General features: G+C 73.3%; 14 protein-coding genes. All 14 read left to right on the top strand.

The features are described 5' to 3' along the window. Positions 1-143: 143 nt before the first annotated feature. The 14 genes from glmS (at position 144) to Pma05_RS28620 (ending at position 17,215) form a co-directional block, all read left to right on the top strand. A complete protein-coding gene (glmS, locus tag Pma05_RS28685) occupies positions 144-2,045 on the top strand; it encodes a glutamine--fructose-6-phosphate transaminase (isomerizing) (RefSeq protein ID WP_203860614.1) in 1,902 nt (633 codons plus the stop codon). Between the two features lie 140 nt (positions 2,046-2,185). After that, positions 2,186-2,554 (top strand): holo-ACP synthase, encoded by a 369-nt coding sequence (locus Pma05_RS28680; protein WP_203860613.1) that lies wholly within the window; start codon positions 2,186-2,188, stop codon positions 2,552-2,554. Positions 2,555-2,634: 80 nt separating this feature from the next. Continuing rightward, positions 2,635-4,107 carry an NAD(P)H-hydrate dehydratase gene (locus tag Pma05_RS28675; RefSeq protein ID WP_203860612.1) on the top strand — a complete coding sequence of 491 codons (1,473 nt, stop codon included), beginning with the start codon at positions 2,635-2,637 and terminating at the stop codon, positions 4,105-4,107. A gap of 86 nt (positions 4,108-4,193) precedes the next feature. Further along, the gene (alr, locus tag Pma05_RS28670) at positions 4,194-5,312 is read left to right on the top strand and encodes an alanine racemase (protein WP_203860611.1); all 1,119 of its coding nucleotides are present in this window, start codon (positions 4,194-4,196) and stop codon (positions 5,310-5,312) included. Positions 5,313-5,511: 199 nt separating this feature from the next. Beyond that, complete coding sequence (locus Pma05_RS28665; RefSeq protein ID WP_203860794.1) at positions 5,512-6,579, top strand: alpha/beta fold hydrolase; 1,068 nt, start codon at positions 5,512-5,514, stop codon at positions 6,577-6,579. Positions 6,580-6,588: 9 nt separating this feature from the next. Further along, positions 6,589-7,092: a tRNA (adenosine(37)-N6)-threonylcarbamoyltransferase complex ATPase subunit type 1 TsaE gene (gene tsaE / locus Pma05_RS28660; RefSeq protein WP_203860610.1), complete on the top strand. Its 504-nt coding sequence runs from the start codon at positions 6,589-6,591 to the stop codon at positions 7,090-7,092. 130 nt (positions 7,093-7,222) lie between these two features. Further along, positions 7,223-7,909: a uracil-DNA glycosylase gene (locus Pma05_RS28655; RefSeq protein ID WP_203860609.1), complete on the top strand. Its 687-nt coding sequence runs from the start codon at positions 7,223-7,225 to the stop codon at positions 7,907-7,909. Between the two features lie 201 nt (positions 7,910-8,110). Then, positions 8,111-8,812 (top strand): tRNA (adenosine(37)-N6)-threonylcarbamoyltransferase complex dimerization subunit type 1 TsaB, encoded by a 702-nt coding sequence (tsaB, locus tag Pma05_RS28650; RefSeq protein ID WP_203860608.1) that lies wholly within the window; start codon positions 8,111-8,113, stop codon positions 8,810-8,812. Positions 8,813-8,933: 121 nt separating this feature from the next. Further along, positions 8,934-9,395 carry a ribosomal protein S18-alanine N-acetyltransferase gene (gene rimI / locus Pma05_RS28645; RefSeq protein ID WP_203860607.1) on the top strand — a complete coding sequence of 154 codons (462 nt, stop codon included), beginning with the start codon at positions 8,934-8,936 and terminating at the stop codon, positions 9,393-9,395. Then, positions 9,388-10,434 carry a tRNA (adenosine(37)-N6)-threonylcarbamoyltransferase complex transferase subunit TsaD gene (gene tsaD / locus Pma05_RS28640; RefSeq protein ID WP_203860606.1) on the top strand — a complete coding sequence of 349 codons (1,047 nt, stop codon included), beginning with the start codon at positions 9,388-9,390 and terminating at the stop codon, positions 10,432-10,434. Before rimI ends, tsaD begins: the two co-directional genes overlap by 8 nt. Before the next feature lie 43 nt (positions 10,435-10,477). Then, positions 10,478-10,732: a hypothetical protein gene (locus Pma05_RS28635; RefSeq protein ID WP_203860793.1), complete on the top strand. Its 255-nt coding sequence runs from the start codon at positions 10,478-10,480 to the stop codon at positions 10,730-10,732. Positions 10,733-10,873: 141 nt separating this feature from the next. After that, entirely contained in the window at positions 10,874-13,519 is a 2,646-nt protein-coding gene (locus Pma05_RS28630; protein ID WP_203860605.1) for an Hsp70 family protein, read from the top strand. Positions 13,520-13,689: 170 nt separating this feature from the next. Continuing rightward, positions 13,690-15,399 carry an ABC transporter ATP-binding protein gene (locus tag Pma05_RS28625; protein ID WP_203860604.1) on the top strand — a complete coding sequence of 570 codons (1,710 nt, stop codon included), beginning with the start codon at positions 13,690-13,692 and terminating at the stop codon, positions 15,397-15,399. Position 15,400: 1 nt separating this feature from the next. Beyond that, positions 15,401-17,215, top strand: a complete 1,815-nt coding sequence (locus tag Pma05_RS28620) for an ABC transporter ATP-binding protein (RefSeq protein ID WP_203860603.1) — start codon at positions 15,401-15,403, stop codon at positions 17,213-17,215. Positions 17,216-17,352: the final 137 nt, after the last annotated feature.

The following is a 17,352-nucleotide window of genomic DNA, read 5'->3' as shown; positions in this document are numbered from 1 at the left end:
ATGTACCGGTGAAGGGTGGGCGAGCGGGCGGAGCCACCGTTCGTCCGGTTCTGCCGACGGCACAGGATACCGAGCAGCAGTAGTGATCGAATGAGCACCTTTCGAGCAGGCCAGATGAGCGAACTTAGGTTAGGCTGCGGGCCATGTGCGGAATCGTGGGTTACGCCGGCGCCAGGCCGGCGCTGGGCATCGTGCTGGACGGGTTGCGGCGGCTGGAATACCGCGGCTACGACTCGGCAGGGGTGGCGGTCGTCTGCGACGGCGACCTGCTGACCGAGAAGAAGGCCGGCAAGCTGGCCAACCTGGAGAAGGCGCTGGCCGAGCGGTCGACCGCCGATGACGACGCGGTACCCGGCATCGGCGCCGGGACCACCGGGATCGGGCACACCCGGTGGGCCACCCACGGCGGGCCCACCGACCGCAACGCCCACCCGCACCGGGCCCGGGACGGCCGGGTGGCCGTGATCCACAACGGCATCATCGAGAACTTCGCCAAGCTCCGCGCCGAGCTGGAGGCCGAGGGCGTCGAGTTCACCAGCGACACCGACACCGAGTGCGCCGCGCACCTGCTCGCCGGTGAGCTTTCCCGGCTGCGCGCCGCCGGCGAGCCCGACGGGCCGACCCTGCTGGCCACCGCGATGCGCCAGGTCTGCCAGCGGCTGGAGGGCGCCTTCACGCTGCTCGCGGTGGACGCCGCGATCCCCGGCGCGGTGGTCGGGGCCCGGCGCAACTCGCCGCTGGTGGTCGGGCGCGGGGTCGGGGAGAACTACCTGGCCAGCGACGTCTCCGCGTTCATCGAGCACACCCGGGACGCGGTCGAACTGGGCCAGGACCAGGTGGTACTCATCACCGGGGAGGCCATCGAGGTCACCGACTTCACCGGTGCGCCGGCCACCGGCAAGGACTTCCACATCGACTGGGACGCCTCGGCCGCCGAGAAGGGCGGCTACGACTACTTCATGCTGAAGGAGATCGCCGAGCAGCCGCAGGCGATCGCCGACACCCTGCTCGGCCGGCTCAAGGAGAACGGCGAGATCGTCCTCGACGAGGTACGCCTCTCCGACCAGGACCTGCGGGACGCCGACAAGATCTTCATCGTCGCCTGCGGCACCTCGTACCACGCCGGGATGGTGGCGAAGTACGCCATCGAGCACTGGACCCGGATCCCCTGCGAGGTCGAGCTGGCCAGCGAGTTCCGCTACCGCGACCCGGTACTCGACCGGTCCACCCTGGTGGTGGCGATCTCCCAGTCCGGCGAGACCATGGACACCCTGATGGCGCTGCGGCACGCCAAGGAGCAGAAGGCCCGGGTGCTGGCGATCTGCAACACCAACGGCTCCACCATCCCGCGCGAGTCCGACGCCGTGCTCTACACCCACGGCGGGCCCGAGGTGGCGGTCGCCTCCACCAAGGCGTTCCTCACCCAGGTGGTGGCCTGCTATCTGATCGGCCTGCACCTGGCCCAGGTACGCGGAATCAAGTACGCCGACGAGGTGGCCGCGGTGGTGGACCAGCTCCAGGAGATGCCGGACAAGCTGCGCGAGCTGCTCGCCGGGATCGAGCCGGTCCGGGAACTGGCCCGGGAGCTCAAGGCGGCGCCGACGGTGCTCTTCATCGGCCGGCACGTCGGCTTCCCGGTCGCCCTGGAGGGCGCGCTCAAGCTCAAGGAACTCGCCTACATGCACGCCGAGGGGTTCGCGGCCGGCGAGCTGAAGCACGGGCCGATCTCGCTGATCGACCAGGGCACCCCGGTGGTCTGCATCGTGCCGTCCCCGGCCGGGCGGGGGATGCTGCACGACAAGATCGTCTCCAACATCCAGGAGATCCGGGCCCGGGGCGCCCGCACCATCGTGATCGCCGAGCAGGGCGACGAGGCGGTGACCCCGTACGCCGACCACCTGATCTACGTGCCGCGTACCCCGACCCTGCTGGCCCCGCTGGTGACCACGGTGCCGTTGCAGGTGCTCGCCTGCGAGATCGCCGCCGCCCGGGGACACGACGTCGACCAGCCGCGCAACCTGGCCAAGTCGGTCACCGTGGAGTGAACCTTTTCAACCTGAATCGCGCGGCGCGCACGCACCGCGTCCGACCTTGCGGTCCACCGGACCGCAAGGGGAGGTTGACGAAGGTTCAGTGAGCCGGTCACCGTGAGCGTGCGCACCGGCCCCGCCGGTAGGGTGAGGCGGTGATCGTCGCGGTCGGCATCGACGTCGTACTGGTGGATCGGTTCGCCCGGGCGCTCGCCCGTACCCCGCTGCTGGCCGATCGACTCTTCACCGAGGCGGAACGCGTCACCGGGTCGGGCAATCCGCGCTCGGCCGAGTCGCTCGCCGCCCGGTTCGCCGCGAAGGAGGCGGTGGCCAAGGCGCTGGGCGCACCGGCCGGGCTGCGCTGGCACGACTGCGAGGTGGTCTCCGACCCGGACGGGCGGCCGTGGCTGACGGTCTCCGGCACGGTCGCGACCGCCGCCACCGAACGCGGGGTACAACGGTGGCACCTGTCGCTGTCGCACGACGGCGGGATCGCCTCGGCGATGGTGGTGGCGGAGCGATGAGGCGGTGCGGCGATGGGGGCGGTGCGGCGATGAGGACCTTGCGGCGATGAAGGCGGTGCGGCGATGAGGACCTTGCAGCGATGAGGGCCGCGTGGCGGGTGGCGGACGTACGCGCCGCCGAGCGGGCCCTGATGGCCACCCTGCCGGCCGGCACCCTGATGCGGCGTGCCGCCGGTGGGCTGGCCGGGCACTGCGCCCGGCTGCTCGCCGAGCGGGACGGCGGAGTCTACGGCGCCCGGGTGCTGCTGCTCGTCGGCTCCGGCGACAACGGCGGCGACACCCTCTATGCCGGTGCCCGGCTCGCCGGCCGGGGCGCGGCGGTGAGTGCGGTGCTGCTGGCGCCCGAGCGGGTGCACCAGGGCGGCCTGGCCGAGTTCCGAGCGTCGGGCGGGCGGGTGGTCGACGGGCTGCCGGACCGGGCCGACCTGGTGCTGGACGGGATCGTCGGGATCGGCGGCTCCGGCGGGCTGCGCGAGCCGGCGGCCCGGCTGGTGGCCGAGCTGCCCGGCCTGACCGGCCGGACCGGGGACCGGCCGCCGGTCGTGGCGGTGGACGTGCCGAGCGGCGTCGAGGTCGACACCGGCGACGTGCCCCGCTCGGTCGGCCTGCCCGGCACGGTCACCGCCGACCTGACGGTCACCTTCGGCTGTCTCAAGCCCGCCCACGTGGTCGGGCCGGCCGCACCCCGGGCCGGGCAGGTCGAGCTGGTCGACATCGGGCTCGGCCCGTGGCTGCGGGCCACTCCGGCGGTACGGGTCACCGAGTGGTCGGACGTGCGTGACTGGTGGCCCCGGCTCGGTCCCGAGGAGGAGAAGTACAGCCGGGGCGTGGTCGGGCTGGCCACCGGTTCGGCGACGTACCCGGGCGCGGCGGTGCTCTCGGCCGGTGGCGCGGTCGCCGGACCGACCGGCATGATCCGGTACGCCGGTGGTGCCCGGGCCGAGGTGCTGCGCCGCTATCCGTCCGTGGTCGCCGCCGAGCGGGTCAACGAGGCCGGCCGGGTGCAGGCGTGGGTCTGCGGCTCGGGGCTCGGCACCGATTCCACGGCCGCTACCGAGCTGCGCTGCGTACTCGCCGCACCGGTGCCGGTGGTGCTGGACGCGGACGCGCTCACCCTGCTGGTGGACGGCTCGATGGCGGAGCGGCTGCGGGAGCGGGACGCGCCGATCGTGGTCACCCCGCACGACCGCGAGTACGCCCGGCTCTGCGGCGAGCCGCCCGGCGGGGACCGGGTCGGGGCGGCGCTGCGACTGGCCACCTGGATGAACGCGGTGGTGCTGCTCAAGGGCGACCGGACGGTGGTGGCCACCCCGGACGGGCGGGCCTTCGCCAACCCGACCGGTACCCCGGCCCTCGCCACCGGCGGCACCGGCGACGTGCTGGCCGGGTTGCTGGGCTCGCTGCTCGCCGCCGGCGTACCGGCCGAGCGGGCGGCGGCTTCGGCGGCGTACCTGCACGGGCTGGCCGGGCAGGAGGCGGCCCGGCGCGGGCCGGTGATCGCCGCCGACGTGGCCGCCGCGCTGCGACCGGTGATCGCCAGACTGCCCCGTTGAGCGCGGAACTGTCCGGGTTGAGCGCGGAACTGTCCTGGTCACGGCACCCGGGGCCATTTCGATCTACGCTTCAGTAGGCTGAACGCATGTGGCAGGCCGAGGTACGCGTCGACCTTGACGCGATCCGCGACAACGTGTCCCGACTGCGGTCCGGGACGAGCGCCGAGCTGATGGCCGTGGTCAAGGGTGACGGATACGGCCACGGCATGCTCCCGGTCGCCGGGGCGGCGCTCGACGCCGGGGCGGACTGGCTGGGCGTCTGCACCCTGGACGAGGCGTTGACGCTGCGCCGGGGCGGGATCACCGCGCCGGTACTGGCCTGGCTGCTGGCGCCCGGGCTGCCGCTGCACGACGGGGTGACCGCCGGGATCGACCTGGCCGCCGCCAGCCTCGGCCAGCTCGCCGAGCTGGTCGCCGCCGCCGAACGGGCCGGCCGGCCGGCCCGGGCCCACCTCAAGATCGACACTGGGCTGTCCCGGGGCGGCGCGACCCTGGACGACTGGCCCGAACTGCTCGACGCGGCGGCGAAGGCCCAGGCCGACGGGCTGGTCGAGGTGGTCGGGCTGTGGAGCCACCTGGTCTACGCCGACGCGCCCACGCACGCCACCACCGACCGGCAGCTCGCGGTCTTCACCGAAGGGCTGGCCCTGGCCGAGCGGGCCGGGCTGCGCCCCCGCTACCGGCACCTGGCAAACTCGGCGGCCACGCTGACCCGGCCCGACACCCACTTCGACCTGGTCCGCCCCGGCATCGCCATGTACGGGCTGTCGCCGGTGGCCGGGGAGCAGTTCGGGCTGCGGCCGGCGATGACCGCCCGGGCCCGGGTGACGCTGACCAAGCGGGTACCGGCCGGCACCGGGGTCTCCTACGGGCACACCTACCACACCGAGCGGGAGACGACACTCGCCGTCGTTCCGCTCGGCTACGCCGACGGGGTGCCCCGGCACGCCTCCAACGTCGGTCCAGTCCAGCTCGCCGGTGCCCGGCGACGGATCGCCGGCCGGGTCTGCATGGACCAGATCATGCTGGACTGCGGCGACGACCCGGTCGCCCCGGGCGAGGTGGCGACGCTCTTCGGCGACGGGGCGGACGGGGTACCCACCGCCGACGACTGGGCCGAGGCGGTCGGCACCATCAACTACGAGATCGTCACCCGGTTCGGCGGGGTCCGGGTGCCCCGGGTGTACGACGGAGCGCGGTCGTGAGTGCGAGGAGTGAGCCGGGTTTGCGAGCCCCGCAGTCGCGAACGGAAGGCGAGTTCCGGAGTGCGAGGAGTGAGCCGGGTTTGCGAGCCCCGCAGTCGCGAACGGAAGGCGAGTTCCGGTGAGCCCCGCCAAGCGGGCCGTCGCCTCGCGGGTACCGGTGCAGCGGCAGGTCGCCCGGCGTACCCCGACCCGGACCGGGCTGTTCCGGGTGGCCGGCATCATCGGCGCGGCGGCCGGGGTCGCGGCGGCCGGCATCGCCGCCGGGGTGGCTGCCGAGCGGGCGGTGGTACGCCGTTCCAAGATCGCACCCGGCGACCGGTACGCGACCGAGCCGTTCGGCGCACTGCCCCACGACGAGTCCTGCACCGTCTCCACCGCCGACGGCACCGACATCCACGTCGAGCTGGTCGGGCCGCAGCCCGGACCGGGGCGGCCGACCCTGGTCTTCGTGCACGGTTTCTGCCTGGACATGGGGACCTTCCACTTCCAGCGCAAGATCCTGACCGAGCTGGGCGAGGACCGGATGGTCTTCTACGACCAGCCGGGGCACGGCCGGTCCGGCCGGCTGGAGTCCGGCGAATACCAGCTCCAGGTGCTTGGCGAGACGCTTCGCTCGGTGATCGACCGGACGGCGCCGACCGGGCCGCTGGTGCTGGTCGGGCACTCGATGGGCGGCATGACCATCATGGCGTTCGCCGAGCGCTATCCGGAGCTGTTCGCCGAGCGGGTGGTCGGTACCGTGCTGATGGCCACCTCCGGCGGGCTGGTGGCGGAGACGAAGTTCGGACTGCCGGCGATCATCGCCCGGGCCGGCGCACCGCTGCTGCCGGTGGTCGACAACGCCACCCGGCTGACCGGCAGCGTGATCGACCGGGCCCGGCGCGCCTCGGCCAACCTGGCCTGGCTGCTCACCCGCCGGTACGGCTTCGGCACCCCCACTCCCAGCCCGGCGCTGGTCTCCTACGTGGAGAAGATGAACTCCCGGACCTCCACCGAGACGGTGGCCCGCTATCTGCGCACCATCTACACCCATGCCCGCTATCCGGTACTGGCCGCACTGCGGGAGAGTCCGACCCTGGTCATCGTGGGTGAGCGCGACATGATCACCCCGGTCACCCACTCCGAGGAGATCGTCCGCTGGCTGCCGGACGCCGAATACCGCAAGGTGCCCGACAGCGGGCACGTGGTGATGCTGGAACACGCCGACGAGGTCAACACGGCACTGCTGGACTTCCTCGACCGGCTGCCCGGCCGAGGAAGGGACTGAGCCGTCCGGATGAGCGACGCGTTGCGCGGTAGGGAACTGGTCCGCGAGCTGCCGACGGTGGCGGACACCCACGAGTTCGGGCGGCAGATCGGCGAGCTGCTCCGCACCGGAGACCTGCTGGTGCTCACCGGCCCGCTGGGCGCCGGCAAGACCGCTCTGGTGCAGGGGATCGCCGCCGGGCTGGGCGTACTCGGCGAGATCACCTCGCCGACCTTCGTGATCGCCCGGGTACACCGGCCCGATCCGGCTCGGGGTGGCCGGGCCACGCTGGTGCACGCCGACGCGTACCGGCTGGGCGACGCGGTCGACCCCCGGGCCGAGATCGACGACCTCGACCTGGACGCCTCGGTGGACGAGGCGGTCACCGTGGTCGAGTGGGGCGAGGGCATGGTCGAGCACCTGGTCGACGCGCATCTGCGGGTACTCATCGACCGGCGGGACGACGACACCCGGCGCGTCGAGCTGGTGCCACTCGGTGGCGACTGGGCCGAGCGACTCGCCGTGCTGCGCTGAACGAACCCGCCGAGCCGCGCTGAACAGGCGCGCCGCATCGCGCCGGGAACGGGCCGTCGTACCGGAATTTCCGGTGTCGTACCGGACTTCTAGAGTGCGGGAAACGACCGTGGCGCTCGAGAGGTTACCGATGACCCTGGATCTTCCGGCCCTGCTGCCGCCGGCCTGGCAGGCGGCGCTGGACCCGCACCTCGACCCGGCCCAGACCGCCGAGTTGAGCGGGTTCGTCGCCGGGGAATACGCGACCCAGACCGTCTTCCCGCCGGTGGAGGACCTCTTCGCGGCCTACCGGCTCTGCGCGCCGGAGGACTGCCGGGTGCTGATCCTCGGTCAGGATCCCTACCACAAGGCGGGGCAGGCGCACGGGCTCAGCTTCAGCGTCCGTGACGGCGTCTCGGTGCCACCGTCGCTGCGCAACGTCTTCAAGGAGCTGGCCGACGACCTCGGGGTGCCGGTGTCGCGTGGCGGCAACCTGACCCGTTGGGCGAGCCAGGGCGTGCTGCTGCTCAACGCGGTGTTGACCGTCCGGCAGGCGACCCCGGGCTCGCACGGCAACAAGGGCTGGGAGGCGTTCACCGACGCCACCATCAAGGCCCTCGACGCCCGCCCGGAGCGGATCGTCTTCCTGCTCTGGGGCGGATACGCGCGCAAGAAGGCCGCACTGGTCGGCAATCCGTCGCACGTGGTGCTGGAGGCCGGTCACCCGAGTCCGATGAACCCTCGCGGTTTCCTCGGCAGCCGCCCGTTCAGCGCCTGCAACAAGGCGCTCGCCGACGCCGGTCGGCCCACCGTCGACTGGGACCTGTCAGTCCGCTGACGCAGGTGATCTCAGCCCGCTGACCTGAGCCGACCTCAGTCGGTTGACGTGTGCCGGGCCCGCCACCGCCGGATCAGCTCGGCGGTGGCGGGCCCGGTCACCTGGCGCCGTCGTTGTCGATCTGGCGGGCGGAGGTGACCGGCCGCCCACGCCGCCCCGGGTCGTGCCCGGCGTCGGCGACCGCCCGGTTAGGGTGCCTATGTGCTCGTACTCGTGCTGGACTCCTCGACCCCAGCGGTGACCGCCGCGCTGGCGGAGATCACCGCCCACGCGGTGGCGCCGCGCGGCGAGCGCAGCGTCGTCGACGCCCGCGCCCACGGCGAACTGCTCGCGCCGCAGGTGTCCGAGGTGCTCGCCGAGGCCGGTGCCCGGCCGGCCGACCTGGCCGCCGTGGTGGCCGGGGTCGGGCCCGGGCCGTTCACCGGGCTGCGGGTCGGCCTGGTCACCGCGGCGAGCATGGGTCAGGTGCTGGGCATACCCACCTACGGCGTGCCCTCGCTCGACGCCATCGGGCACGCCGCGACCCATCCCCGGTCGGGGGCGGCTCCGGAGGCGGGGCCGGTGCTGGCCGCCACCGACGCCCGGCGCCGGGAGATCTACTGGGCCGTCTACGACCTGGCCGGGGAGCGGCTGGCCGGGCCCGAGGTCGACACCCCGGCCGCCGTCGCCGAGCGGGCCCGGGAGTTGGGCGTCCGGGTCGCGGTCGGCGAGGGAGCCCGCCGGTACGCCGACATCCTCGAACTGCCACTACGAGCCGGACTGGACTACCCCCCGCCGTACGCCCTGGCGGAGCTGGCGGCCGAGCGGGTCCGGGCCGGCGCCCCCGGTGACCAGCTCACGCCGCTCTACCTGCGCCGGCCGGACGCCGTGGCGGCGGCCGGGCGGAAGCCGGTCCTACAGTGAACCTTTTCCCACCTGAGCCGCGCGGCGCTCACACACCGCGTCCGACCCTACGGTCCGTCGGACCGCAAGGGGAGGTTGAAGAAGGTTCGGTGAGGTCGGTGTCGGTGCGGGAACGGGTGGCATGACCAGGCTGGGCCCGTTCCGCTGGTGGCACATCTCGGAGGCGCTGTCGATCGAGGCGGACCTGTTCGGCGCCGAGCAGTGGTCGGCGGCGATGTTCTGGAACGAGCTGGCGAACCAGCACCACTACCTGGCGGCGCTGGACGCCACCGACGCGCTCGTCGGCTATGCCGGGCTCGCCGTCGCGCCACCCGACGAGGCCTGGGTGCAGAACGTGGCGGTACGCCGGGACGCCCAGCGCGCCGGCATCGGCCGGATGCTGCTGGTCGAGCTGCTGGCCGAGGCCACCCGGCGGGGCGTACGCCGGGTACTGCTGGAGGTGGCGGTGGACAACGCACCGGCCCAGCGCCTCTACGCGACGTACGGCTTCGAGCCGGTCGGGGTGCGACGCGGCTACTACCAACCGAGCAACACCGACGCGCTGGTGATGCAGGTCGAACTGGAACGGGCGAACAATGGCTGACGAACCCCTGATCCTCGGGATCGAGACGTCCTGCGACGAGACCGGCGTCGGCGTCGTACGCGGACACACCCTGCTCGCCGACGCGCTGGCGTCCAGTGTGGACGAGCACGCCCGCTTCGGCGGGGTGGTGCCGGAGGTGGCCAGCCGGGCGCACCTGGAGGCGATCGTGCCGACCATGCGGCGGGCACTCGACGACGCCGGGGTGACCCTGGCCGACATCGACGCGATCGCCGTCACCGCCGGCCCCGGGCTGGCCGGTGCGCTGCTGGTCGGAGTGGCCGCCGCCAAGGGCTACGCGCTGGCCGCCGAAAAGCCGGTGTACGGCGTCAACCACCTGGCCGCGCACGTCGCCGTGGACACCCTGGAACACGGCCCGCTGCCCGAGCCGGCGATCGCGCTGCTGGTCTCCGGTGGACACTCCTCGCTGCTGCTGGTGGACGACCTGGCCACCGGGGTCACCCCGCTCGGCGCCACCATCGACGACGCCGCCGGAGAGGCGTTCGACAAGGTGGCCCGGCTGCTCGGGCTGCCGTTCCCGGGCGGCCCGCCGATCGACCGGGAGGCCCGGGCCGGTTCGCCGGACGCGATCACCTTCCCGCGCGGGCTGACCGCGCCGAAGGACCTCGCCGCGCACCGCTTCGACTTCTCGTTCTCCGGACTGAAGACGGCGGTCGCCCGCTGGGTGGAGGCGAAGCAGCGGGCCGGCGAGCCGGTACCGGTGCCGGACGTGGCCGCCTCGTTCCAGGAGGCGGTCTGCGACGTACTGACCGGCAAGGCGATCGCGGCCTGCCGGGACCGGGGTGTCGATACCCTGGTACTCGGCGGTGGGGTCGCGGCGAACTCCCGGCTGCGGGCGCTGGCCGAGGAGCGGGCGGCGAAGCAGGGTATCCGGGTCCGGGTACCCCGGCCGAAGCTCTGCACCGACAACGGTGCGATGGTCGCGGCGCTCGGGTCGCACCTGGTGGCCGCCGGGGTGGCGCCCAGTCGGCTGGACCTGCCCGCCGATTCCGCGATGCCGCTCACGATCGTCAGCGTGTAGTGTTCCGGCGGCGTAGAGGGCGGTGGGGAGCGTGACGGCCGACGTGATCGTACGGATGTGGGAGGTACGCGCGGAGCGGGCCGGCTTCGCCGACCTGCTCACCTGGGTCTGCGACACCGCCCTACCCGAACTGGAGCACAATCCGCTGCACATCTCCAGTGAGGTCTTCTCCTCCACCGACAACCGGCTGGTCGTGATCTCGAAGTGGCGGGCCAACCCGGTCTCGCTGCCCGACCCGCCGGCCCGGATGCTCGCCCGTACCCCACACGTCTGGGACTTCACCCAGGTCGACCGCTGACGATCAGTCAGCGTGGTCGGGCGCGGGCGGAGACGGCGGCCCGGCTGCGGAACGCGGCACACGCCGGAGGCCGCATCGGCGAGTGAGAAGGACCAGCGTCCACGATGGTCTTGGCTGGCGGGGCTGGCCTAAGGTGATGGCGTGGGAGTCGACGGGGTGCGGGTCGGCGTCGACTTTGGCACGTCCAGCACGGCTGCCGTGCTCGCCGGTCCTGGAGCGCAGCCCCGCCCGCTGTTGTTCGACGGCTCGCCACTGCTGCCGTCGGCCGTCTTCGCGGACGCCGACGGCGGCCTGCTGACCGGCCGCGACGCGCTGCACTCGGCGCGTACCCAGCCGGAGCGGTTCGAGCCGGCGCCGAAGCGGTGCGTCGACCACGGTACGGTGCTGCTCGGCGACCGGGCCGTACCAGTGGTCGAGCTGATCGCCGCCGTGCTGCGCCGGGTCGCGGCCGAGGCGGACCAGGTCGCCGGAGAGCCGGTCCGGCAGGCGGTGCTGACCCATCCGGCCTCCTGGGGACCCGTACGCCGGCAGACCCTGCACGCCGCCGCGACCGCCGTCTTCGCCGAACCGGCCCTGGTCACCGAGCCGGTCGCGGCGGCCAGCTACTTCCTCACCGTCGCCGGCCGCCGGCTCCCGGTCGGCTCCACCGCCATGGTGTACGACCTGGGCGCCGGCACCTTCGACGCCACCGTGGTACGCCGAGACGCCGACGGTTTCGAGGTGCTGGCAACCGACGGGCTGGACGACGTCGGCGGGTTGGACATCGACGCCGCGCTCGTCGCCAGCCTCGGCGAGGTCTACCGCGCCCGGGACGAGACGGCCTGGTCCCGACTGCTCCAGCCGAGCACGGCAGCGGACCGGCGGGCGTCCCGGACCTTCTGGGACGACGTACGGGTCGGCAAGGAACTGCTCTCGCGGGCTCCGACCGCCCTGCTGCACGTACCGATCGTCGACGACGAGGCACTGCTCGGGCGGGAGCAGCTCGAACGGCTCGCCGGACCGATCCTGGACCGTACCGTCGACGTGGCGGCCCGGGTGCTGGAGGCGGCCGGTAGGGCACCGGGCGAGCTGGCCGGGTTGTTCCTGGTCGGCGGCGCGAGCCGGATGCCGCTGGTCGGCACGCTGCTGCACCGGCGGCTCGGCGTACCGCCGGTGCTGGTGGACCAGCCGGAGCTGGTGGTCGCCAGCGGCAGCGTGCACGCCCCGCGTTCGGCGCGGACCGAACTCCCGCCGCCGCCCGGGGTCTCCACCGCAGCCACGTCCGACCCACTGCCGAAGCCTGGCCACGCCTCCTCGCCGGCGCCCACCGACGCTCCGGAATCCGCCGGAGTCTCCGCTCCGGAGTACGCCAACGCGGTACCGCCGCAGGCCGCCGACCCGGCGCCGTCCGGGTCCGCCGACCCGGCGCCGCCGGAGCCTGCCGATGTGGCGCCGTCGCAGCCTGTGGCGCCGTCGCAACCCCCCGACGTGTCCGTCATGGAACCGGTCGACGCACTGCCGTTGGAGCCCGTCGACGCACTCCCGCTGGACGCGGTCGCCGCCGTGCCGCCGGCCGCCGAGCCAGCTCTGGAGCAGGAACCCCCGCCGGAAGAGGTCAGGGCGGTACCGTCCACCGGACAGGACTCCGTCCCAAGGCGGCAACTCTTTTTCGCTGTCGGCGTCGTGGCCGTGCTCGCGCTGCTCGGCTATTCGGTGTGGAGCATCGTGCCGGGGGATCGGGGGACGGCCGATCGCTCTGACGGTCCGACTCCGACCGCCACCCCGAGTGTCTCGACCACGCCGGTCGCGCCCGCACCGCCCGAGCCGATCGTGCTGAAGATGCCGGCGGCTGCCGAGGCGCACAGCGTAGTACTGAGTACGGACGGGACGCGGGTGGCGGCCGTCGGTGAGTACACGATCAGGACGTACACGGTGCCGGATCTGCGTCCGGTCGGGAAGCAGTTGACGGTGGGCAAGGAGACCTATCGGGTCCCCAGCAGCCAGAGCACGGTATATCGGGAGGACTTCGAGGCGGCGGCGTTCAGCGCGGACGGCCGGCTGCTGGCCACGAACGACGGCGGGATATTCGGCTACGTCCAGGTCTGGGACGTGGCGAGCGGCAAGCGGCTACGCCGGCTCAGCGACGCGTGGTGGGCCTCCTGCCTCGCTTTCAGTCCCAGGAACGACCAGTTCATCGCCTGCGCCGGTCCGGACGAGTCGGTGCGGTTCTGGAACGTCTCCGGTTGGAGCCGGCGTGGCCGGGTCAGCAGCGACGACCCGGCCGCGATCCGGCACGTCGCGTTCAGCCCGGACGGTCGGCTGCTGGCCACCGACGGTGGTAAGGGCCGGACCCTGCTCTGGGACGCGCGTTCCCTGAAGCGGCTGGCCGTGTTGGGCGCCAGCACCGTGCCGAGCGGGATGGTGCCGATCGCGGACCCGGGCATCCCGGTGGCGTTCAGCCCGGACGGCAGGACCCTGGCGACCGGCGGAATCGACGGCACCGTACGGCTGTGGAACGTCGCCACCCGCAAGCAGACGGCCGTGCTCGGCACGCACGGCAGCGGCGTACTCGACGTGGCCTTCGCCAAGGACGGCACGCTGGCCAGCGCAGACGCCGGCACCGTACGGCTGTGGGACGTCGCCGCCCGTCGGCAGGTCGGCGCGATGCCGTCGAACCAGAGTCTGACGAACCCGAGTGTGCAGCTCTCCTTCACCCCGGACAGCCGTACCCTCTCCGTCTGCGTCGGCGACACCATCTGGCGCTGGGATGTCGCAGCGGTCCGGACCCACGCCACCGCCGAGTCGTAGCTCGTCAAGATTCTTGGCGAATTCTGGTTCGAGGCGAACCAGAACTTGCCAAGATCTCAACTTGCGTCGGTGGGGGTCGGAAGTCGCCATTCGACGTTGCTGCCCATGGTCGGAGGGGTGGGCGGAAAACCTGTGGCGATCGTGGCGATTGGTTCCATAGCGTCACCGCGATGCACCCGTTACCCGCCCCCGATCCCGGCCGCGCCGACAACCGCTCGGCGACCAGGTTCCTGCTCTGGCTCGCCGCGCGGATCTGGCCGACCCTCGTCTGGGGGATGGTGCTGGCCGTGATCTCCTTCGTCGGCCAGGCGCTGATGCCGGCCGCGCTGGGCAGGGCGATCGACGCCGGCCTCATCGCCCGGGACGCGGACGCGCTGCTGCGCTGGGGACTGGTGCTGTTCTCCCTCGGCATCGTGCAGGCGATCGTCGGGATCGTCCGGCACCGGTTCGCCACCTACAACTATCTGGCCGGGGCGTACCGGACGGTGCAGCTCACCGTCGACCACGCCAACCGGCTCGGCGCGGCCCTGCCCAGGCGACTCGCCACCGGTGAGGTGGTCAGCATCGGCACCGCCGACATCAACCACATCGGCGGGGCGCTCGACATCGTCTCCCGGGGTACCGGCTCGATCTTCGCGGTGCTCACCATCACCGCGATCCTGCTCGCCACCTCGGTGCCGCTCGGCCTGGTGGTGGTGCTCGGCGTACCGCTGCTGATGGCGGTCGTCGCGCTGCTGATCCGACCCCTGCACCGGCGCCAGGAGGCGTACCGGGACCAGCAGGCGACCCTGACCACCCGGGCCAGCGACATCGTCGCCGGGCTGCGGGTGCTGCGCGGCGTGGGCGGGGAGTCGGTCTTCTCGGCACGGTACCGGGCGGAGTCGCAGGCGCTGCGGCACGGCGGCGTACGGGTGGCCCGGGTGGAGGCGCTGCTGGAGGCGACCCAGATCCTGATGCCCGGCATCTTCCTGGTACTGGTGACCTGGCTCGGTGCCCGGTTCGCGCTCCGGGGCGAGATCAGCGTCGGGCAGCTCGTCTCCTTCTACGGCTACACCGTCTTCCTGATCGGTCCACTGCGGATGCTGACCGAGGTGATCGACCGGATCACCCGGGGGCACGTCTCGGCCCGCCGGGTGGTGTCGATGCTCGACCTGCGGCCGGAGATCAGCGATCCCGAGCACCCCGTCGAGCTGCCCGACGGCCCCGGTGAGCTGGTCGACGTCGAGTCGGGCGTGACGGTCCGGCCGGGCCGGCTGACCGCGCTCGCCGCCGCCGTACCCGAGGACGCGGTCGCCATCGCGGACCGGCTCGGCCGGTACGTCGACAGCGAGGCGACGCTGCGCGGCTTACCCCTGCGGAAGCTGGCGCTGGCCACGATCCGGCGCCGGATCCTGGTGGCCGACAACGACGCGCGGCTCTTCTCCGGCCCGCTCCGGGTGGAGCTGGACCCGCACGACCGGGCCGACGACGCGACCATCGCGGCGGCGCTGGACGCGGCCAGCGCCACCGACATCGTGGCGGCGCTGCCGGCCGGGCTCGCCGGCCGGGTCGCCGAGCGGGGCCGGGAGTTCTCCGGCGGCCAGCAGCAGCGGTTGCGGCTGGTCCGGGCCCTGGTCGCAGACCCGGAGATCCTGGTCCTGGTCGAGCCGACCAGTGCGGTGGACGCGCACACCGAGGCCCGGATCGCCGCCCGGCTCGGCCCGGCCCGGCGTGGCCGGACCACCCTGGTCTGCACCACCAGCCCGCTGGTGCTGGACCGGGCCGACCACGTGGTCTTCGTCTCCGACGGCAAGGCGGTGGCCGAGGGCGGGCACCGCGAGCTGCTCGACAGCGAGCCGCGCTACGCCGCCGTGGTGACCCGCGCCGAGGAGGAGGACTGAGATGAGCGAGCGCAACGCGCTGCCGGTCGCCGACGCGGCGCAGGTGCGACGGTACGCGCGCAGCCTGCTCCGCCGGCACCCCCGGGCGCTGGCCGGCGCGCTCGTGCTGCACGCGCTGGCCGCGATCACCGGGCTGGCCGCGCCACGGCTGCTCGGTGACCTGGTCGAGGCGATCTCCGAGGGCACCAGCACGGTGACGGTGGACCGGGTGGCACTGGCGATCGCCGGGTTCGTGGTGGCGCAGGCGGTGCTGATCCGGTTCGCCCACTTCGCCTCGGCCCGGCTCGGTGAGCGGGTACTCGCCGAGCTGCGGGAGGAGTTCGTCGACCGGATCCTGGCCATCCCACTCTCTACTGTGGAGCGCGCCGGCACCGGTGACCTGCTGACCCGGAGCAGTCGGGACGTCGGCGCGCTGTCCCGATCGGTCCGGTTCGCCGTGCCGGAGACGCTGATCGCCGTCGTGACGGCGGTCGCGGTGGTCGGCGCGGTGCTGCTGACCGACCCGCTGCTGATCCTGCCCGCGCTGGTCGCGGTGCCGATCCTGGCGCTCGCCAGCCGCTGGTATCTGCGTCGGGCCACGCCCGGCTATCTCGCCGAGAACGCCGCCTATTCCGACATCACCGACGGGATCAGCGAGACGGTGGAGGGGTCGCGGACCACCGAGGCGCTCCGGCAGCAGGCCCGGCGCCGGGCCCGCACCGACGCCGACATCGGCCGGTCGTACGCGGCCGAGCGCTACACCCTCTTCCTGCGTACCGTCTTCTTCCCGCTGGCCGAGACCGGTTACGTGCTGCCGGTCGTCGCGACCCTGGTCTTCGGCGGCTGGTTCTACATCGAGGGCTGGGTGACGCTCGGCGAGGTCACCGCCGCCACCCTCTACGTCCAGCAGTTGATGGACCCGATCGACCGGCTGCTCTCCTGGCTGGACGAGGTGCAGGTCGGCGGCGCCTCGCTGGCCCGGCTGCTCGGGGTGGCCCGACGCCCCGACGCTCCGGCCGCCGATGCCCCGGCCGCCGATGCCCCGGCCGCCGATGCCCCGGCCGGCGAGGCCCCGGCCGACGAGCCGACGGCCCGACCGGCCGACCAGCGGCTGGCCGCCGAGGACGTGCGGTACGCCTATCAGGAGGGGCGGGACGTGCTGCACGGCGTCACCCTCACCCTGGCCCCGGGCGAGCGGCTGGCGATGGTGGGCCCGTCCGGGGCCGGCAAGTCGACCCTGGGCCGGCTGCTCGCCGGGATCCACCGGCCACGACACGGCACGGTCACCGTCGGCGGCATCCCGCTCGCAGACCTGCCGCTGGCCGACCTCCGCACCGAAGTCGCGCTGGTCACCCAGGAACACCACGTCTTCATCGGTACGCTGCGCGACAACCTCACCATGGTCCGGCCGGACGCGACCGACGACCGGGTACGCGCCGCGCTCGCCGCCGTCGACGCGCTGGACTGGGCCGAGCAGCTCCCCGCCGGGCTGGACACCGAGGTCGGCTCGGGCAACCATTCGCTCTCCGCCGCCCAGTCCCAGCAGCTCGCCCTCGCCCGGCTGGTACTCGCCGACCCACACACCCTGGTACTCGACGAGGCCACCTCGCTGCTCGACCCCCGGGCGGCCCGGCACCTGGAACGCTCGCTGGCCGCCGTGCTGCGTGGCCGTACGGTGATCGCGATCGCGCACCGGCTGCACTCCGCGCATGACGCCGACCGGGTCGCCGTGGTAGAGGACGGCCGGATCACCGAGCTGGGCCCGCACGCCGAGCTGGTCGCCGCCGACGGCTCGTACGCCGCACTCTGGCGCTCCTGGCACGGCGACCACACCTGACCCGCACCCCGTACCCCGTACCCCGTGCCTGACCTCCGCGCCCCCGCAGCTCGCCTTGCCCCCCGGGCAGCCCGCAGCCCAGCAGCTCTCGCCCGCAGCCCAGCAGCTCTTGCCCGCAGCCCCAGCAGCTCTTGCCC

Origin of the sequence: Plantactinospora mayteni (assembly GCF_016862935.1) — a bacterium.
GTDB lineage: Bacteria > Actinomycetota > Actinomycetes > Mycobacteriales > Micromonosporaceae > Plantactinospora > Plantactinospora mayteni.
This window is presented reverse-complemented; position numbering and strand designations above follow the sequence as displayed.